The organism is Olivibacter jilunii (genome assembly GCF_900607235.1).
Classification (GTDB): domain Bacteria; phylum Bacteroidota; class Bacteroidia; order Sphingobacteriales; family Sphingobacteriaceae; genus Olivibacter; species Olivibacter oleidegradans.
Genome location: NZ_LR027854.1, coordinates 1 through 19585 on the forward strand (window position 1 = coordinate 1; position 19585 = coordinate 19585).

The 19585-nt window shown below is 38.6% G+C and carries 23 protein-coding genes and 1 pseudogene; 8 read left to right on the top strand and 16 right to left on the bottom strand.

The annotated features are described in order from the left end of the window. Positions 1 to 127: 127 nt before the first annotated feature. The 10 genes and pseudogenes from E0E36_RS28405 to E0E36_RS28215 all read right to left on the bottom strand — a co-directional run. Positions 128 to 301, bottom strand: a pseudogene (locus tag E0E36_RS28405) (DUF932 domain-containing protein); the annotation flags it as partial. Further along, positions 252 to 458 carry a hypothetical protein gene (locus E0E36_RS28060; protein ID WP_341273591.1) on the bottom strand — a complete coding sequence of 69 codons (207 nt, stop codon included), beginning with the start codon at positions 456 to 458 and terminating at the stop codon, positions 252 to 254. The gene E0E36_RS28060 and the pseudogene E0E36_RS28405, both read right to left, overlap by 50 nt. Before the next feature lie 41 nt (positions 459 to 499). Continuing rightward, positions 500 to 1039 carry a single-stranded DNA-binding protein gene (locus E0E36_RS20160; RefSeq protein WP_130857495.1) on the bottom strand — a complete coding sequence of 180 codons (540 nt, stop codon included), beginning with the start codon at positions 1037 to 1039 and terminating at the stop codon, positions 500 to 502. A 504-nt stretch (positions 1040 to 1543) separates the two neighbouring features. After that, positions 1544 to 2077 carry a hypothetical protein gene (locus tag E0E36_RS20165; protein ID WP_130857496.1) on the bottom strand — a complete coding sequence of 178 codons (534 nt, stop codon included), beginning with the start codon at positions 2075 to 2077 and terminating at the stop codon, positions 1544 to 1546. A 42-nt stretch (positions 2078 to 2119) separates the two neighbouring features. Further along, positions 2120 to 3292, bottom strand: a complete 1173-nt coding sequence (locus E0E36_RS20170; RefSeq protein ID WP_130857497.1) for a hypothetical protein — start codon at positions 3290 to 3292, stop codon at positions 2120 to 2122. Then, positions 3273 to 3569, bottom strand: coding sequence for a hypothetical protein (locus E0E36_RS20175; RefSeq protein ID WP_130857498.1), 297 nt, complete (start codon positions 3567 to 3569; stop codon positions 3273 to 3275). Before E0E36_RS20175 ends, E0E36_RS20170 begins: the two co-directional genes overlap by 20 nt. A 4-nt stretch (positions 3570 to 3573) precedes the next feature. Further along, positions 3574 to 4281, bottom strand: coding sequence for a LytR/AlgR family response regulator transcription factor (locus E0E36_RS20180; protein ID WP_130857499.1), 708 nt, complete (start codon positions 4279 to 4281; stop codon positions 3574 to 3576). 6 nt (positions 4282 to 4287) lie between these two features. Next, positions 4288 to 5472 carry a sensor histidine kinase gene (locus E0E36_RS20185; protein WP_130857500.1) on the bottom strand — a complete coding sequence of 395 codons (1185 nt, stop codon included), beginning with the start codon at positions 5470 to 5472 and terminating at the stop codon, positions 4288 to 4290. Between the two features lie 7 nt (positions 5473 to 5479). Next, positions 5480 to 6616 (bottom strand): LpxL/LpxP family acyltransferase, encoded by a 1137-nt coding sequence (locus E0E36_RS20190; protein ID WP_165447039.1) that lies wholly within the window; start codon positions 6614 to 6616, stop codon positions 5480 to 5482. A gap of 54 nt (positions 6617 to 6670) precedes the next feature. Next, a complete protein-coding gene (locus tag E0E36_RS28215) occupies positions 6671 to 6799 on the bottom strand; it encodes a hypothetical protein (RefSeq protein ID WP_278045573.1) in 129 nt (42 codons plus the stop codon). A gap of 303 nt (positions 6800 to 7102) precedes the next feature. Between E0E36_RS28215 and E0E36_RS20195 the strand changes: the two genes are divergently transcribed. Further along, entirely contained in the window at positions 7103 to 7591 is a 489-nt protein-coding gene (locus E0E36_RS20195; protein ID WP_130857502.1) for a Y-family DNA polymerase, read from the top strand. Beyond that, positions 7588 to 7737, top strand: a complete 150-nt coding sequence (locus E0E36_RS27820; RefSeq protein ID WP_165447038.1) for a hypothetical protein — start codon at positions 7588 to 7590, stop codon at positions 7735 to 7737. The genes E0E36_RS20195 and E0E36_RS27820 overlap by 4 nt, the downstream gene beginning before the upstream one ends. A gap of 193 nt (positions 7738 to 7930) precedes the next feature. On the opposite strand, the gene E0E36_RS20200 is transcribed toward E0E36_RS27820, so the two are convergent. Together E0E36_RS20200 and E0E36_RS20205 are read right to left on the bottom strand one after the other, a co-directional pair. Beyond that, positions 7931 to 8377 (bottom strand): hypothetical protein, encoded by a 447-nt coding sequence (locus E0E36_RS20200; protein ID WP_130857503.1) that lies wholly within the window; start codon positions 8375 to 8377, stop codon positions 7931 to 7933. Between the two features lie 20 nt (positions 8378 to 8397). Next, complete coding sequence (locus E0E36_RS20205; protein ID WP_130857504.1) at positions 8398 to 9555, bottom strand: AAA family ATPase; 1158 nt, start codon at positions 9553 to 9555, stop codon at positions 8398 to 8400. A 183-nt stretch (positions 9556 to 9738) separates the two neighbouring features. Between E0E36_RS20205 and E0E36_RS20210 the strand changes: the two genes are divergently transcribed. Further along, the gene (locus tag E0E36_RS20210) at positions 9739 to 10566 is read left to right on the top strand and encodes a hypothetical protein (protein ID WP_130857505.1); all 828 of its coding nucleotides are present in this window, start codon (positions 9739 to 9741) and stop codon (positions 10564 to 10566) included. A 73-nt stretch (positions 10567 to 10639) separates the two neighbouring features. On the opposite strand, the gene E0E36_RS20215 is transcribed toward E0E36_RS20210, so the two are convergent. Continuing rightward, a complete protein-coding gene (locus tag E0E36_RS20215; protein WP_130857506.1) occupies positions 10640 to 11044 on the bottom strand; it encodes a helix-turn-helix domain-containing protein in 405 nt (134 codons plus the stop codon). 31 nt (positions 11045 to 11075) lie between these two features. Next, a complete protein-coding gene (locus E0E36_RS20220) occupies positions 11076 to 11489 on the bottom strand; it encodes a helix-turn-helix domain-containing protein (protein ID WP_130857507.1) in 414 nt (137 codons plus the stop codon). A gap of 447 nt (positions 11490 to 11936) precedes the next feature. On the opposite strand from E0E36_RS20220, the gene E0E36_RS20225 reads away from it, so the two are divergent. From E0E36_RS20225 to E0E36_RS20245, 5 genes are all read left to right on the top strand, one after another. Continuing rightward, complete coding sequence (locus tag E0E36_RS20225; protein WP_130857508.1) at positions 11937 to 12551, top strand: hypothetical protein; 615 nt, start codon at positions 11937 to 11939, stop codon at positions 12549 to 12551. A gap of 150 nt (positions 12552 to 12701) precedes the next feature. After that, on the top strand, positions 12702 to 12905 hold the full coding sequence (locus E0E36_RS20230; RefSeq protein WP_130857509.1) for a hypothetical protein: 204 nt from the start codon (positions 12702 to 12704) through the stop codon (positions 12903 to 12905). 56 nt (positions 12906 to 12961) lie between these two features. Next, entirely contained in the window at positions 12962 to 15871 is a 2910-nt protein-coding gene (locus E0E36_RS20235) for a SusC/RagA family TonB-linked outer membrane protein (RefSeq protein WP_130857510.1), read from the top strand. A gap of 5 nt (positions 15872 to 15876) precedes the next feature. Further along, the gene (locus tag E0E36_RS20240; RefSeq protein ID WP_130857511.1) at positions 15877 to 17250 is read left to right on the top strand and encodes a RagB/SusD family nutrient uptake outer membrane protein; all 1374 of its coding nucleotides are present in this window, start codon (positions 15877 to 15879) and stop codon (positions 17248 to 17250) included. Beyond that, the gene (locus E0E36_RS20245) at positions 17240 to 18610 is read left to right on the top strand and encodes a TlpA family protein disulfide reductase (protein WP_130857512.1); all 1371 of its coding nucleotides are present in this window, start codon (positions 17240 to 17242) and stop codon (positions 18608 to 18610) included. The genes E0E36_RS20240 and E0E36_RS20245 overlap by 11 nt, the downstream gene beginning before the upstream one ends. Before the next feature lie 56 nt (positions 18611 to 18666). Here the strand turns inward: E0E36_RS20245 and E0E36_RS20250 are convergent, their stop codons facing one another. Both E0E36_RS20250 and E0E36_RS20255 read right to left on the bottom strand, forming a co-directional pair. Further along, positions 18667 to 18954 (bottom strand): hypothetical protein, encoded by a 288-nt coding sequence (locus E0E36_RS20250; protein WP_130857513.1) that lies wholly within the window; start codon positions 18952 to 18954, stop codon positions 18667 to 18669. 35 nt (positions 18955 to 18989) lie between these two features. Further along, complete coding sequence (locus E0E36_RS20255) at positions 18990 to 19520, bottom strand: MauE/DoxX family redox-associated membrane protein (RefSeq protein ID WP_130857514.1); 531 nt, start codon at positions 19518 to 19520, stop codon at positions 18990 to 18992. Between the last annotated feature and the right edge of the window lie 65 nt (positions 19521 to 19585).

Genomic DNA, 19585 nt, shown 5'->3' on the forward strand with positions numbered 1-19585 from the left:
TCACCGACATGCTACACTCCCTGTCCAGTTTCCCTTCCAGATAAGTCGGTTGATGATAGGCTTCAAAGAACACTCGCCTAATACCTCGCTACAGGTATATTTATTGCACATCCAGTACGGGCGCATCAGTAACAGCATTGTACGCACCGAACAGCGTGCCTTTGGTTGTGTCCATTTGCTGTGTATCGCTTGTCATGGCATACGCATATGCATCGTTTACGACATTTTTGAATACCGTGGAAATTTCATCCTCAGCTCCCTTTCTGATAAATTCGAGGGTTTCCCTGTTCGGACAGAGCGCTTTTCACCACTTCATAATCAAGCCCCGCATGTTTTATGGCTTCTGCACTTGTTGGGTACCCATCAATGATCTGCCCCAATCCGTGCCATGCTTTCTCTTTCACCGAAAAAAACGAATGCTGTCCCGTTAACTCATTATAAAAAATGTTATGTGCCATGATTCAAAAATTAAAATGTCCATCACTGTTTACTATCCCGACTAAAAAGGAAGGTCATCGTCCTTCTCCCCTACGACTTCCACGGATTCCGTCCCCTGTTTTCCCTCCTGCTGCCCTTCACTTTCTTCCGACTGCCCAATTTTTTTGCTACCAGTCAGAAAGTCAATATCGTCCACTTCCATGCGGATACCTGCCCGCGCATGACCATCCCTGTCCACCCACGCATTGGCAGTGATGAAGCCTGAAAGAGCAATCAATAAACCTTTTGTGAGATAGCCCGTAATGTTGGGTCTGTTCCAGTAGCTGCAATCCACATAAGTGGTGCGCTGTACCTTTTCGCCTTCACTGTTTTTAAAGCTTTTGTTCAGTGCCACGGTGAAGGATGTAACCTTTTTCCCTGTTTTGGTTTCCCTGAGCCTTGCATCGGAAACCAGTCTTGCTGGAAATTGCATAACGTTAAATTTTAGTGTTAAAAAATCCATTTCTACCCAATTCGGGCTAAAGCCATTTCCCGGCTTTTTGATAGATGCCGAAAATTTGCGCGCGGGGCGAGTCTGCAAGGCTGCCCAGAAAAAATACACTCTCCGGGAATGGAGAGGAAGATTTTTTTGCAGGCATTTGCAACGGGCTTGCTGACTGAAGAGGTATAAATTTGCATCGCAAAAAGCCGGAAAATTTCCATCACCGTGTGGGTTCTTTGCAGCAAAAAGGTCTGGACTTCTTTCGGGTGGGTACAACCTAGAGAGGCTCGCTGTTCCTAAGGGACGGCTGCCCTGCACGACGCATGGGGAGTGCCGTGGCACCGATAGGCAAACCGGAACGGTTTGGCCGTTTCCGTTAGCAGAAAACGAACGGAAAGAGGTCGTATAAACTAAGAATTAATAGGTTTACAGCCCAATTGAGATATGAAAAAACAAGATCATTCTTTATCTTTAAAAAAGAAAAACCCACTTATGTTTCGATAAGTGGGTAAAGTACTTATTGGCTTTTAACTTAGCTCTGCTTTTTTAGTTCCGCCGTTATACCGTCCGTAGGTTTTCGATACAGGTAGGTGATCCGAGACTTTCTGTATCAAATCGGCAAGTTTATTTTTTCGTTAATATAATGCAGTCATTGTTCTTCCAAAGAATGGTGACTTTGTGTAATTCCTTTTTATTATAATCTCTTGCAGATAATTTAGAAAATGGAGTTACACCGGTAAAGTATGTTTCATATACTGCTTCATAGTGATTCTGCCCAATTTTCTTCAAGTCCGTTAACTTCTCTACAACAGCGTAGGCCATGACGACATTCTTTTGCGACTTCTTGTTTGAAGTGCCTACGCTGTATTTCCGACCCAAGTGCGTTAAAGCTGTGAGGGGGCTGCCCACATCTTTTATCTTCACATTTTTTATCGGCTCTAGAAGACTGTCATTCATTAGACCTGCTCGTTGGTATTTTGATACCTCGATAGGATCTGACAGATAAAGTTCATACGTTAATGTATCGGTAACAGCGATTTTATCCAACATACAATCCAAAACAGCTTGTTTTTCCTTTCGCTTCGTATCACAGGAAGCCACAATGGTAAAAATCAAAGACACTACCGGTAAAAAAAGAGTTCTAATATAAGTTTTCATAATTTATGGTATGATCAATCCAACAATTGGAATATATTTCTATCATTTTGTTTTATATTTCGCATTCAATAGATTCAACATGGAAATCAGAACCGCGGAGACCTTGTTCACAACGTCTTTATCGGGTCGGGTATACTTACTCCTTATGCTTCCAATAGAGATATTGTCTTTTCGTGTTGTGCCTACATGGTTGACCAGAAACTCGTTGAGGTCTTTCCGGTGCCTGACAATAACCACTCCCGTCTCGGTAAACAGGCGGAAAAGAAAAATCAGTTGTGAAACAGTCAGCGACACATGAAAATAATAAGGATAAACCGCCCGACCTAGTTTACCGAATATAGTTGACCTATGGAGCTTTTCTTTCTTTTTTACGTACCTGATCTGCTCGATAACATATTCCATCAGCTGTGTCCTGATATCTTTCATACTATCATCATAACAGATATCCCGGCAGACAATAAATGCACTTAAATTCCTGCGATAGTCCAGCCATTCCCGCCGTTCCTGTAAATAAGTATCAACACCCTGAATCTGGTTATGCATATAACGCACATAATAGGAAAAGAAAGAAGGATGGTTGAAATTGAGACGGAAGAGGTTCTGCAGTATATCCTGTCTGTATTCCACTGTTTTCCCCTTGTCGGTTATCCAACTGACCTCTGATGATACTATATCAAGATAAGAGAGATCCTGCCAGGTCATCTTTCTATCCATAACACCATTCTTTCCAACATTGAAAAATCCATTCAGAACATCAATTAATCCGGGATCTATTTTATTATGCTGCAGAGACTTTTTTATATTGAACCAGCGTTTGAGGATTTTGGTCATATAAAAGGGATATAATATTTGCGGGATAGCCATGTTCCGATCAAAATAATCGGGATAACGACTTTTGATCAATTCGATGAACCTGAACGAACGTTTTATGACCACCCAAAGGACATACCTGTACTTTTTTCTCGCCTTTAAGGGCAGCTTGCCCTCATCGATGGTCTTTATCAGCAAGCCGGTCTTTTCCAATAGTGAGGTAATATCCAATTGATAATGGTAAATGCAATTGTGGAGATTTTCCGTATCACTACCTTCGAGTACATGCCGGATCTTTCCATATAGCGCATCAAAATATTGTTTTATCGTTCTGATCTGTCCAAAATGGTCTATAACGCTATCTCCGGATAAAGCGACATTCTGATCACAAGTCAAATGTTCCATTTTCGTTTAGTTTTTCCTTATTAAGTCTCGTCCACCATTTCTCTAATATGTTGGTCATACTGGATTGGTATTTGTCAACCAATATATATCTTCTTGGTGCCCCATGAAAGATCATGTCGGAATCAGTATTTTCCAGACTTGAAAAATACTGCTGCAACGCCTGTTTATAGGAAGTGAAATTTTCCCTGTAACCTTCCGAAACCAGCATCTCATCTATGAGTGCATGGAGATCTTCCGGACAGGCTAATTGGTTTGATCTGGCATATATTTTCATCATGGCATTAGTGTGGATATAGCGTCTTCAAAACATAATCCTTATATGTTCTTCCGATTTTAAGTGCTTTTTTGTTTTTAAGTTTTACCAGTCCTTCATCGATGACATCAATCATTTTGATCGATACAATGTAAGATCGGTGTATACGTATAAATCCGTCGGTCACGCGTAGTTCCGGTTCAATATCATCCATACGCATGGCAGATACCACAAATTCATCGTGCGCATGGAATACTACATCATTTCCCCTTGCCGCAATGTAAATGATGTCACTGAAATCTATTTTCTTCAGTTTGCCCTTGTGTTCAACCTGTACAAAGATGTAATCGTTTTTGACTACCGGTAGTTCCAATGTTCTGTGCAATACCCTTTCTTTCAGCTTTTCCACAGCTTTTTCAAAACGGTCAAACTGTACGGGCTTCAACAGGTAGTCCACGGCATTAAGTTCAATGCTCTCGATCGCGAATTCAGTATAGGCCGTACACACGATCACCTTGATCGAAGGATCAAGCCTGCGCATAACCTCCACACCTGTCATTTCGTCCATTTCCATATCAAGGAAAATTGCATGCACCTTCAGCTCACCCGCCATTTCCAATCCTTCAACGGGTCTGGTCGTTGTTCCGATCAGAGCAATATCGGGCACCAGCTTCAGGTAACGGCTGATCTGTTCCAACGCCGCAGGTTCATCATCAATGGCTATACAGTTTATCATAGCTGGTTATTTGGGATTATCTAAAAAATCAATAAACAGCTCAACGGTATACGTATTGTCCTCCTCGGTGCGTGTCATTGTTGCCCGCTCTCTAAAAGCACCTTTTAACCGTCTTTCCACATTCTTTAGCCCGATATGGTTGGCCGAGGTATCCAATTTTCCGGCGCCTCTTTTTTTATTGGTGCAGTAGAAATAGATTCTGTTACGGTCAACCGCGATCTTGATCTGCAAAGGGTACATCGGATCTGACAGGTCACCATATTTAAAGGCATTTTCTACAAGCGTTATAAAGGACAATGGCGGGATTGAATGCAGATAGGGATCGCCATTGAATTCATAATGGAACTGTTTTCCGCCACCAAATCGCCTTCTGTTGATTTCCAGATAGATTTCAAGGTATTCGAGCTCTTTGTGTACCGGAACCAATTGTTTGCCCTTGATGGCATTGTCAAGCGAGTAGCGCATCATGATGGAAAGCAGGTAAATACTTTCGGCCAAAGACTTGGATAGAGCGAGTGCTTCGGTATAGATGAAATTAAGGGTGTTGTGCAGAAAGTGCGGATTGACCTGGGCCCTTAAAAAAGCCTGTTCATACTCGAACTTTTCACGCTCCATTTCGTAATGGGCCTTTTCCATCCGGCGCTTATACGCCAGATCGGCAAACCATTTGAGCACAAAGTACAGGATAATGGCATAGCTGGCGTATTTAATATAGGGAGAAAGTATGTTACGCAGGTACAGACTGATTGTAAACGGGACACCTTCATAGTACAGCCTGATCCCGAATAACGGGAACACATTATATACGGCAAGATAGCCAAGTGCTGCAAGGATCAAAAAGACCGATGCAATCATCAGGATGACGGTACCGAGATTGGTTTTCCTGTTTTCGATAAATTTAAAGAGAAAGAAGTTGCTGTAAAATACTATTGCGTACAGGAAACAGAGTCCGATAATGTGAAAATAATCGACATGGTCTATTTTGGGCAGGTTATAGATATATACAAACTGGATATAGATTACCCAGCAGAGAATATTGAACAGGAATGGATGTTTACGGAAAAAAGCGACCATATCTTCCGGTTTTTTTGGTTCATCATACCACAATATAAAGATATTGGGCCACTTTCCATAAAAAATTGAACAAAGAAAATCATTTTCCCGTTCCTTAAAGGTTCCTATTGATTGCATGATGTTTTTATTGGATCTCTAAAACCACCCTATTTGTTACAAGACTACCCATGCGGTTACGCTTCAGCATGGCTACGGTATAGGCATAGTCTTGCATGTAAATCCCTATTAATCTCTGATATAGCCAACGTTCGATCTCAAAGCATTGGTAATTGCTTTTTCGGAAAAGAAAATACTTGCCGTAGACGGAGAAAAAGCTATAATCCTGCTCATTGAACCTTACCTGCCTTTTCTTCTTTCCCTCCGCTCGGATTGGCAAGGACTCCTGTTCGGGGATCGGGTTTGTAATTCCGGCGTGCTCGTGCAGGTATAGCCATGCCTCCCATTGCCACGGCTTTTTTTCCACCGCCTTTTCGAGGTACTTATAAATTCGTGAAATAGCCTGTTCTGCAAACACCTGTCTGTTCAGCTTTTTATCAGGCAAAATTGGCCGGAAAAAATCCAGGCAGGGTACGTACTTCCATTGCCTTGTAGAGATCACGGGATATATCGGTACTGAAGTGAGGTGGGAAATAAAGGCTGCTCCTGCCCTTGCCCTGATCTGCTGGTTCAGGAAAGGAATGGATAGCAGGTTATGGCCGGAGCGCTCATCGCCTGTTCCGGTATTGCCGTCAGCATAAATCAATATGCTTTTTCCCTTTCTCAATTCTCTGGTTATTCTGAACAGGCTGTTGCTATCATTGGCGTCTATTAGGTCGAGGCCGAGCATCTGCCGTTGACGTTCATCGTATTTCCGGCTTGCCAGTTCATCCTCCCGTTGTAAACCGTCTTTTGAAACGAGCAGTACAAAGGATATACCGTTCTCTGCAAGATAATGCCCGATCATTCTGAAAGACCCGCTGTGAAAGGTGCAGATAATGCCTGGCCTATCTTTGATGTCCTGTAAGGTATAACCGTGGAAACGTACTTTAAGCTTATCCGGTAGGCCGGAAATATATTGCTCGGCATACGTCCGTTTCTGGTTCTCCAGCAGCCTTATGAAATTCGGTTCATGTTCCCGGTATTCAAGGGAAGGAAGGAAATTGTGGAAACTCGCGCTCACCACCTGAAATTTGTACCATAATGAACTGATCGGTGCGAAACGGTTATTTTCATGGCCGGAAGTAAAAAATCCGGCAGGTATTATTAACTTGTCCTTAACCATAACCTGAAAAATTGGCCCGACGGTATACATACCATCGGGCAGTGAAACTGTTTACTAAAGCCCTTCATAAGGGATGCATTTATCTTTTTTTTCTGCTACTTCCATGAGAATTGCCAGTGCGGTCAGCGTAATCGGTGCGCTGAAAAGCCTGCCTGTCCATGATATTCCTCTTTTACGTTTCATTTTTTTGATATTTTTTAAAACCATTGCCTACTCTGATCAAGGGTTTTCGGTTACGCCCTACTTATGGCCATAAGGTTCTCTTGGGATATCCGTTGTCGAATTTCGGGTGCGGTATAGGTAATTTCAATCAACTTGGTTTGAATGACAGGATTCTATATGTGAATGTCGCTTTTCTACATGTGAATGTTTTGGACGGTTTTTTCGATCATTCACGGCACATATTCCGTCTATTTTTAGTAATACATTTGTATTTACTAAATATTTTAGTATAAATTTGTGATTAAAATCTAACTTAAGTGAGGTATGGTAACAGGAGAACGAAATATTATCCACATGGATCAAGATGCCTTTTTCGTAGCAGTAGAGGTACGTAAAAACCCCAAATTGAAAGGCGCTCCCGTTATTATCGGTGGTACTTCCGATCGTGGTGTTTTGGCGAGTTGCAGTTATGAAGCACGTAAATATGGTGTACACTCTGCCATGCCTTCCCGTGTGGCCAGACAGCTCTGCCCTCATGCCATTTTTATCAGGGGCAACATAGAAGAATACAGCAAGACCAGCCATGCGATAACGGATATACTTAAAGAAAAAGTACCGCTATTGGAAAAAGCGTCTATTGACGAACATTATATAAATATGAGCGGGATGGAACGTTTTTTCGGTTGCATGAAATTTGCCCGTGAACTAAGGGAGAAAATCATAAAGGAAACGCATCTGCCGATTTCTTTTGGCCTTTCTATTAAAAAGACTGTCAGTAAAATGGCTACAGACGAATGTAAGGCCCAGTGGTGAAAAACAGGTCGAGAAGCAAGCTGTCCGGCCCAGAAGCAAAAGGTGAACTAAAAGGAGGAATTGCCATTGCCCGTGAGCTAAAAAAAGAAGGTTTGGCACTTGACTTCATTGCAAAAACTACTAAGCTTCCCATTGGAGAAATCTAGAAGTTGTAATCTTTTTCATAATAGATATAATAACAAAAGCCATCCAATAAAAAGATGGCTTTTGTGCATAAAAAGATTACGATACTCAGATAAATAAAATTCTTAGAAAAATCAACCTTACTAAAAAGAGCTTATAAGATCCTCTATAGTGAATACTATTTTCTATAACGCTTTGCTAATTCAACATTTATAGTTATGGAAGTTTTAGTGCTGGGATAGGCTTAATCCCAGCCTGAACAACCGTTCTGAATTGTTTTGAAGTAGCCGGAATATTAAACTTTGACGACTGAATCCAATAAAAAGGATGTCTGCTACTTGCTTTTAACTTGTTAAGCTCTGGAGCTTGATGGTTTAACCAATCTTTCAACCATTGTAATTTCCGAATTACTGTAGAAACTTCTGTAGTATTCGCTGTATGAACTTCCACGAAGTAAATTTCATTTCTGTAGCAAAAGCAATAATCCCATCGATTGCTCTGAGGATACAGCGTGCGGGTGCAGTTGTCAATATCCAAGCTTCCTTCACATTTTGAATTATCTGCCAAAGAAATTTTCCGACTATTGCCGCCTAAGGCTTTTAATCCTTTCTGGAAACACATACGAATATCAGGTGTTGCGGTAACAGCTTTTTTGAATATCATAATAGATTGTGTTGGTAAATTCAAGCTTCTTGTGACATTACCCTTGAGATGATATCGGAGGCCTTTGAACTAAAGGAAGACAAGCCTCCCCATTCGGCTACGGAAGGATCTGCATTGCCAGCGTCCAAAGTAGATATGTCCTTAATATCGACCTTATCATTTACCCTATCGAAATAATAGGTCTGTATCGTTTTTGTTCTAAGGATACCCTTAAAAAGTTCGTTTACACTTTCCGATAGAGGAAGATTAAACAGTTCAGCCAATAAACTGTCCCCAGCCTTTGATTTCTTCAGATATTGGAAAGCCCATGCAAACTCCAGCAATACAGGCGAATGGGTCGAAATGATTACCTTATAATCTCGCGAAAGTAGATCGATCACCTGTAAGATTACAGACTCAATAGCTTGCGGATGCAACCCCATTTCCGGTTCTTCGATGATTACATATTTAACATGTTCCTTTCGGCCTGCTAATGATGACGGACAGAGCCAGTAAAAGCTCAATAATAACGGCATAAACTCCTTTTGTCCAGCACTCCATGCCATGTAAGGAATACTTGAACCGCTGACGTTCAATTTGAAGCGCTTTTTAACACGCTGATCCAAAGTAATTTTTCCATCGTGAAAAATACTATCATTAAAAGAATCCCTTAATGGTGTTCTTAACCGTTGATTTTGCGGAAAAATGACATCACCTGAAGGGCCTGTACTACTTTCCAGAAAATGGCGTAATGTTTCACTGAAATGCCGGAGCACATAAGGCACAGAGTCTTCATAGTCCGTGAAGAAACGTGGCCATCCGTTCTGAAGGCATACCACCCGTTGAGCTGGAATATAAAATAAGGTTTCTGCTGCAGGTTTCAATTTATCGTTTACCTCTGGCAATAATTCGGCAAGCGGGCAATCTTTTCCATCAAACTCTATAGTAGAGTCATCACCCAATATGCGGGACATACCTTCACCAAAGTACCGATCCAATATTGAGTGGACGTCCGTTCCCCAAACGTATCCATATTGCTCGATAGTCTGTCTGATCTGCTCCTTATCAACCAATAATTTTATCAATTGGAGTAAAATACCTTTACCACTTGCATGTGGTCCGACAAGGACTGTTAAACTTCCAAAATTGACATCAGCGTTGCCGATAGGTCCCAGTTTGTTTATCTTGATATTCTCCATTTCATTTTATAGGCAATATGTATGAGCATACCTTTAAACTTTTAGAAATTTTTTATCAGGTCTACTTTTATTCTTACCGTTTGCCGTAACACCAACCGTTCGTCTTCGTAATATTTTTCTTAACAACAAGAGCTAATATAGATAAATCTATTCCGTCTAACATAAAAATCCCTAACTTTGTACATGCCCGATAAAAAGGAGAACCAAAGCCGCAGGCAGACAAACCAATACGACAAAATACTGCGAGAAAATCTTGAAATCACCCTTCCCGTCATTATTAAGGAGATTTTGGGTCTAGACATAGTCAAAAGTGAAGAGCTACCGGATGATGTTCAACATACAAAAGAAAGGAAGCCCGACGCCTTAAAGAAAGTAACAGATGTGGCGGGCAATACATTTGTACTGCATGTGGAATTTCAGGTAAAAGAGGAGAGTGATATGGTTTTTCGGATGCTTGAGTATTACGCCATGCTGGCGCGCAGGTATCGTCTTCCGATACGGCAGTATGTTGTTTTTTTGGGGGATGCCGATCCACGAATGTCCACGGAAATAGATACAGTCCACATGAAATTTAGCTATGAGCTTATTTCCGTTCGAAAAGCAAATTATCGCCTATTTCTAAAATCTGACAATCCGGAAGTAAAAATGTTGGGAATTTTAGGTAACTTTGGAAGTGGTGACAGTTATCTTGTTGTAAAAGAGATTATCGAGGGCGTGAAATCGCATACAACAGGAGATTTTGCAGAGAGCAGGTATTTCAAGCAATTACGTATCTTTGTACAATTACGTAGCAGTCTGGAACAACAATTTGAAAAAGCTATGGAAACAGTAAGCAAATTTTTTAAGGAAGAGAAAGATTTTCTTTATCGCAAAGGTGAGGCAAAAGGAGAAGCAAAAGGCAAGCATAAGAAAGCTATTGATATTGCCCGTGAGCTAAAAAAAGAAGGTTTGGCACTTGACTTCATTGCAAAAACCACTAAGCTTCCCATTGAAGAAATCGAGAAGTTGTAATCTTTTTCATAATAGATATAATAACGAAAGCCATCTTTTGGGATGGCTTTTTTAGTTATCAAAAAGATTGAAATTATTTGTACTCGGACAATTTCAACTCAAGTTCCTTTATTTTTTCTTCTTTTTGAAAAATAACTTCCTTTAAATCATTTATATAGAACGTATAACCATCTCTTTGTTCATTTTTCAGAATTACCTTTCTTTCTCCGGGTAAAACATTTTGACTATGGTTAAAAACCTGTACAATCTGAAGATTTAAAAGCTGCTGTAAGGTAACATTGAAATAATTTGCAATATCTACGATCAGATTTAAGTTGAGGCCTGAAAATGCTCCTTTTTCAATCTCTTGAAGTGTTTCAATGTCAAGATTCAATTCACGTGCGGTAACTTCAATTGCTTCTTTGCGAAAAGTTCTATAAGCTGAAATATTTTTTCCAATAGTAAGGGCTAAGATGTCTAAGTCTATTTTGTCTAACATTTTCTTCAAATTTATACTTGTTTAAATATCGTTATTTTTTTTGTTGTTTATCTAACAAAGAAGTTATTAGTAGCTGATTTTGGTCTTGCAATTGCTGAATTTGCTCTTTATAGGCTTTAATGGCAATTTCATAACCATCACCTATCTGATTGTTTAACGTATGATTTCCAGTAGGTTGATTGATGTATTGTGAATAATTGAAAATTTTTGAACCATTTATATCCAAAATTTGCTCAAAAGTCACCCCATAATACTCACACAATGTAAAAAGCAAGGCCAGACTTAAACCAGGATATCTACCATTCTCAATTTTACTAAGAACGGGATGGGTAATATTAAGATCAGAAGCAACTGCTTCAAGCGTCTTTTTCTTTGCGTTTCTGACTGTATGAAGGTTAGCCCCGATAGTTGCAAAAATTTTTGTTTGTTCAAGCTTAGTTTCCATAACGATAATTTAAATTGTTCCTCTAAGTTACAAAATCTAAATTACAAACACAAAATGAAATAAATTCACAGAGGTACATGTAATTCATCATATTAGCATTACAAAAATCTAAGAAGGATTTTTTAAGTAAGATAAGCATTAATATTATGAATGAGCTGAGTTTTAGCCGTTCAATAAATTTTTATGCTAAATATAAAGATAGTACATTTGCAGTCTTAAAGTAAGGACTGCTTTCGAGCCTCGCCGCGAAATCTGGTAAATTTCAATCCTGCGAGTGTGAGTGAAAGCGTCCGGTTTCTATAGATCAATATAGGGCCGGAAGCCCACTTGCGTCTCTGACAGGAGCTATTTCGCAAGAAGTAGTGGCTTACCAGAGCCTCGCGGTCTTAGACAGCGGTGGGCTTCCAGTCCTTCACACATAGTCTAATAGGCTCGTTATCACGATTAATGATAATGACCATTGATAACCAAATATCGCAATTTGCCTACCAAACAATTAAAGATTTCTTTAATGAATATCCCTTCGGTATTCATTCGGAGCTATTGTATGATATTATCTCAATTTGCGCTATTGATGAAAAATCCGGAATCAGCGACAATCGAAAATATTCCCTTGTTTCGTTTCTAGAAAGATGCAATAAATTGTTAATCGAAATACAGCCTACCGAAGCCGCATTTAAAACACACCAAATCCCGCAAAGAAACCATAATTTAAAAGAATCTAAATCCCTATTATGCCAACCTTTTTTTGAAAGAGAACCGACCGCCGAACACATTGAAAAGAGATTCAACTATGACCAATATATAGACAATAAATTAATAAAGCTACTTTCAGGCAAACAACCACAACCCGCAGATATCCTAACACGTTTTTTCGTCCGTTATGGACTAAAGGAAGCGCTAGACCTTTTGGCCTCTCTTAAGAGCGAAACTTCTGATCGTAATGAAACGGTCAAGTTCAAAGGGGATTTAAAGCACCTTCTTTTTGCCTTATATACTTCCTTTAAAGAAGAAACTGTAAAACCATTGATAAAAAAGAAAGGAGAATGCTATGCAAAATAGGTATCTCCTCAATATGCCATTATTTAAGCAGAAATGTTCAAATCTTAAGAACCTCTATAAGAACATCATTAAATCCCCTGTATAAAAATTTTTCTTTTACATCATACCTAAAAGCGTATTTATTCTTAACCAACCTAATGAGTAAAAGAAATGAATTTAAATTTCATAATGGGATTTTTATGCCCTAACCAATTTATTAACACCATTACCAATCAATATAACGAACTGTGTTTGTTTGCCGCCAAGGAAGTGCAGGCTCTATTGCGACATGAGCCTGCCGCCAAGGCGGTCTTTATACTTCAAACAAACACTGAAAGAAATATAACATCAGAGAAAGGAGCGTTTATCCAGTGAAAAATCTCTTATTCTCTTTAGTTATCCTCTTTTCTACTCACATTGTTTGTAGTCAGATGCATTCTATAACAGGGCGTGTACACTCGGCGGTTGATAGTTCTTCGCTGTCGGGGGCTACAATACAAATAAACGCCGCTTCGACGAAAACGGACCGGAACGGAAATTTTACTATAAATACAGACAAAAGTAAGGGAGTATTAAATGTCACCTTTCTAGGTTTTCAAAGTAAGGAAGTTTCTTTTGATATCTCATCAACTGCATACTATACCATAAGTCTTTCGCCCCAAGAAAACACATTGGATGAAGCTGTTGTAATCGGCTATGGTGAGACAAGCAGACGCTTTAACACGGGTAGTGTCTCCTCAATCACCGCTAAAGAAATTGGGTCACAACCGGTGACGAATGTTCTATCTGCACTATCAGGAAGAATGCCAGGGGTATTCGTGCAAACAACAAATGGCTTGCCAGGAGGCAATATCAATATCCAAATCCGTGGAAAAGGGTCCATTGCCGCTGGGACGGCGCCGTTGTATATCATTGACGGGGTGCCGTATGACGGAGGAACGATTAATGAAGGTTCAAGATTGGGGATAGAAAATATAGCAGGATCTATTAGCCCATTGAATAATTTAAATCCAAACGATATAGAATCCATAACGATTTTAAAGGATGCAGATGCAACAGCTATATATGGAAGTAGAGGTACGAATGGTGTTATATTAATAACGACAAAAAGGGGCGAGGCTGGTAACACGAAATTTGATGTAAATTTTGTTCAGGGTTATAACAAAATTGCTAATCAACCTAGATTGCTGAATGTTCAGGACTATTTGCAAATTCGTAGAGAAGCGTTTCAAAATGATAGTCTTATACCTTCCTCCGATCCGACCTCTCCTAATTATGCGCCAGATTTAACAATATGGGACACAACAAGAACTACGGATTGGACTGATTATATTATAGGTAATGTAGGCAATTTCAGCTCCATACAAACAAGTCTTTCAGGTGGAACCGATAAGATAAATTTTCTTATAAGTGCCAACTACAGGAAAGAAAGTACCATATTAATTGGTAATTCCAGCTTTCGTAGAGGCGGATTTAATTCTAGTTTACATTATAGGTCTACAGACCAAAAATTCTCAATCAATCTTTCTAACAACTATAGTCAAAATTTAACAAAACTACCAAATCCTGTTACCAATCTCTCATCAAATATATTGCTGCCACCGCATTATCCAATTTATAATGACGATAATAGCTATAACTGGTATGCTGGTACGAATATATTAGCTGAACAAAACGCTCAAAGTAAAAACAGTACTAACAACTTTATTAATAATATAAATCTGAACTATAGTCTAATTGAAGGACTAGACTTAAAGTTAAGTGGAGGGTATACAAGGACAAACTACGATCAAGTTCAAAAATTCCCTTCAATATCCTTATATCCCGGTACGGTCAACTATACGAATTTCGGAATCAACTCAAGTGAATCTATTATTGTTGAGCCGCAGATCACTTATCAAGCAAAGCTCAATAAAACATTGTTCACTATTTTAGGTGGTGGCACATACCAAAATAGATCTTCCAAAGCACAATTTATTAATGCCGGTAATTTTAGCGTTGAAAGTTTAATGGAAAATCTGGCCTCTGCTGGTGAAATCAATGCTAGAACCAATAATTATACACAGTATAAATATTTATCATTCTTCAGCAGGGTTACTTTTAATATTGAAGACCGATATATTCTTAATGGAACTTTAAGAAGAGACGGATCTTCAAGATTTGGTCCTGGCAATAAATTTGGAAATTTTGGTTCTATCGGTGCAGCATGGCTAATAAGTAATGAGAAATTTTTGAAATGGGCATTGCCTATTGTTAGCTTCGCTAAAATACGGGCAAGTTATGGTACCACAGGCAATGACCAAATAAGCGACTACCAGTACCTTTCGACTTATGGGAGTTCTGGATCAACATTATATCAAGGATTACCGAGACTTGTTCCAAGCCGTATTGCCAACGCAAATTTTCGATGGGAAAATACCAGAAAAATAGAATTAGCAATGGAGCTTGGCTTTTTCCAAGACCGTGTCCTTATAAATACCAATTATTTTTTAAATCAAAGTAGAGATCAACTGGTCTCATATAGTATACCACAAATAACCGGTTTCTCCTCCTATCTTGCCAATCTTCCTGCTGTCATCCAAAATAAAGGTTGGGAAATTGAACTTAATGCCAAAATAATTCAAAATAGAAATTTCAATTGGTCTGGAATCTTTAACATCACACTACCTAAAAATCAATTGAAGTCATTTGAAAATTTTGAAACATCGAGTTATGCGATGCAATATGAACTTGGCTATGATATTAATAGATTTTACGGTTATAAATTTCTTGGAGTAGATCCTGAATCAGGTAATCCTCTGTACGCTGGTGAAGATGGAAAAGAATCTGCCACACCTTATTTCTATTATACACTTGGCAAATCCACTCCAGATTTTTACGGAGGTTTTGGAAATACTTTAAGCTTCAAAGAGTTTCAATTTGACATTTTCTTCCAATTTACAAAGCAGGTGAGTAAAGGGGGCTTGCAGTATTACCCTGGAGTTTTCGTGTATAATAACTATAGATTAACAACCGATAGATGGAATGAAATTGGAGAAAAAACAGATGTTCCAAAAGCAACAACACTTTGGGATTCCTATTATAGTGCTTCATCTGCAAATATATTCAACGCGTCCTTTATAAGGCTAAAGAACGTCTCCTTTTCTTACAGTCTTCCATCAGAAATTTCGAATAAAATTAAAGTTAAAGGGATTAAAATTTTATTTCAGGGACAAAATCTTATTACATTTTGGGATAAAAACGCTGCAATTCTCGACCCTGAGTCGGGAGCGTTAACAGCATCTTCAAAAAACATTCCTCCAGTAAAATCTTACGCTTTAGGATTACAGCTAACTTTTTAATAAAAATGAAAAAGCAAAAAATATCTAAACTTCCCGTGGTTTTAAGTTCTCTTATTACCATTTGCTCCTGCTCCAATCTGATTGAGGTACCACCGCCTCAAAATCAACTTGAGGCCGAGATAGTGTTCTCAGATTCATCGTCCGCTGTTACTGCCCTAACAAGTGTTTATAGTTATTTTAGCACTTCAGTTCACGGTGCAAGTAAGCATTTGGCACTGTATGTAGATGACTATGTTTATACTTCTTCGTCTACACCTATTCTAGAATTTAGTCAAAGTAAATTGTCCGTAAATAATAGTAACAATGAAAGTCTTTGGAGCAATTTGTTTTTTATTATTTATCAATGTAATTCTATTTTAGAAAATATTGATAGTGAATCAACTATATCTCTTCTCTTTAAACAAAGGCTAACCAGTGAAGCTAAATTTTTAAGAGCTTACGCATATTTCTATCTGATAAATCTTTATGAAAACATTCCTTTAATACTTACTACAGATGTTTCTGAAAATTCCGTTGTCCGACAATCAGAACCCCAACTAGTATATGAACAGATAACGAAAGATTTATTAGATGCTAAGAAAGGTTTAGCTGAGGAATATGATGGAAATGACAAGGTTCGGGCCAACAGGTGGGCTGCTGCCGCATTGCTTTCGCGAGTATATCTGTTTCAGGAACAGTGGCAATTAGCAGAGCAGCAAGCCTCTGAGATTATCAATTCAAAAATATATTCTTTAACGTCTTCTTTGGATGAGGTGTTTCTAGCGAATAGTAAGGAAGCGATTCTACAGTTTTGGACACAAAACGGATATATTAGCGATGCTGCCCAAATTATTCCTTCATCCAGTTCCAATATACCAACATACACATTAAATCCGGCTTTATATGAAGCGTTTGATATAAGCGATAAAAGGAGAGCAAGTTGGATCAACACAAATACCATTATATCAGGTGATGAAACTGCTAGTTATCACTATTTATTTAAGTATAAAAACAGGACAAACAATACCACAAAAACAGAATATCTTATGGCTTTAAGATTAAGTGAACAATATCTGACACGTGCTGAAGCAAGAGCCCACCAAAACAATCTTATCGGAGCTTTAGACGATATTAACACAATAAGAACAAGAGCAGGGTTATCTATTTTTCAGAGCAGTGGAGCGATTGCCGAATACCTGGAAGAAATTATTCATGAAAGAAGATTAGAATTTTTTGGAGAATGGGGTCATCGCTTTATGGACTTAAAACGGATTGGAAAGTTAGACGAAATAATCGGTTCAACGAAATCTACATGGCGAAATGGCCTGTCCGATGTATTTCCCATTCCACAAAACGAAATAATATATAACCGTAATTTAAGACAAAACAATGGTTACTAAATCTAAAAACAGCACTTTTTTATTAATAATAAAGCACTCAGTAGTGATAATATTGCTCTTAGCTTCCATTAAGAGCTTCGGTCAAAATGAATTAAAAATAGGCGATCAAGTTCCTGATTTAGAAATAAACAATATTATAAATCAGTCCAAAAATAAGCTGCAACTAAAGGACCTTTATAAAAACGGTTTACTGATTATTAATTTTTGGGCAACTTGGTGCGCTCCCTGCCTAAAAGAACTTACACTTTTAGATTCGATAAAGAAAAAACAGCCTCAAAAGTTTAATGTATTATCGGTCTCTTACGAAAAATCGCAAAGCATTTCTACTTTTCTATCCTCAAAAAGAAATCAGGATATAAAGACTTCCAGTCTTAATGTTGAAACTGATGATACATTGTTAACAAAATATTTTCCCCATAAATTTCTTCCGCACAATATATGGATCGACAGTCTTGGCATTGTTAGAGCTATTACAGGCGGGAAAGATATTACCGAGGCTAATGTGCTTAATTTCTACAACGAAAGCCGTAATCTAGCAGCAAATATAAAAAAGGACAATATGACTTTTAATCCACTTGAAACTTTTCATCTTGGCGACTCATTATTTAAATATAGATCGATAATAACTCCACGTTTTAATGGTATAAATGGTGGAATGTCAGTTCGATCTTCTGGAGGACTAACAGATAGATTTTTTCAATATAACGGAACCATTACTCAGTTATATTGGGCTGCATACAGCTTTTTTAATCCAAGAATTAAACATAATCTAATAAAAGTTCAAACGCAGGACTCTTTAAAGTTCTATTGGCCTGTCGGAAAGAATAAGCATCTGTTGGCTGGTTCAAAGTATGATGATAAAGATGAATGGGCAAAAGAAAACACCTTTTGCTATGAGCTGTCCCTTGACCAGCCTGTTCCAGATTCTGTTTTCAGAAACTATATGTTTAACGACTTAGAACGATTCTTTAAGATTTCTGTCTCATTTGACATGACTAAAATCCCTTGCTGGGTAGTTTCAATGGATAAAAAGAACAATAAGCTTCTATCAACTGCCTCTTCTAATGAGGCTATGATCTCTTTTTCGGCCAGTAAAATGATAGTACAAAATAGCACGTTAGAAGAACTGCTTAAATTTCTGTCAATGAATTTTCAAAAACTCGATGAACCTTTTATAAACGAAACGGCAGACGCATGTCAAACACGTCTGAACTTTGTCCTGGATTTTTCCTCAGATACTGATTTTGCCGAGAAAAAAATCTTCACTTTAGAAGCAGTCTTCAAAAAACTTCGGCGACTGGGCCTTTCATTTCGAAAAGAAATGAGAACCTATCCTATATTAGTATTAAAGGATACCTAGAATATCTATTTAAACTATTGGAAGTACCAAGTGTACTTCCAATAGTCACACAACTACTATTCCTCTTCGTTGTAATAAATAGTTGTCGATACCCCTGGAGCAGTTCCGGTAGCACAAATAGACTCCGTTTCATCGTTACATCCAAGATCTTCTCGGACGTTAGCTTCAGTATCATTGAATGGTGAACCAACGGGTTGCTGTGTTTCCCGGTCATATTTTTGCCAACTCAATGTCTGTTGCTGTGAACTTGTTATTCTCTGAGCAATTTCAGTTGCACCTGCTATGCTTCCTCCGAGGATAAATGCAGTAAGCAGGATTTTTGGTTTTAAACTTAGCTTTTTCATGATACTAAAATTTAAGAGTTAAACAATATATTGAATTAAGATTTGCTTATTTGTGCGTGCATTTTCTTATACCAGTTAGTAGATAACAACAAGAGTACGATTACACTGGCATTAAAGATGAGATGCGTTAGCCACCCCATAGAGCTTATAATACCTCCACAGGTACACGGTAGATGAATACCTGTCTTGATGGACACGATCTTCATCCATGAAATGTATATCTCGAACAGTATCATCAACACCAGAGAAGCTCGATAGCCGAAATAACGGGTGTTTTCAAAATAGAGCATAGCGGCCAAAGCCAGCTCCACCCAAGGCAAAACCCTCCCAATTATAGGCGCCACTGTTTTGATCAGGGGTACAGGTGCCAACCGCATTTGGAACACAAATTTCTCGTAATCTAACAACTTGCTGATACCGGTATAGGCGAACAGCAGGATAACAAATCCAGCTGTACCTACCATGATAATCTCTCGCCAGTTCCATGAGCGAGCCGTATCCCAATATCGTTGGGTCTTACTTTTGCTTTCTCCTTGACCTAGATCTTGTAAAACTGTTACCTTCATTGCTATTGGTTTGATATAGTAAAGTTCGGTAACAAGTAAATGATTTTTTGTGTCGGTTTTCGAAA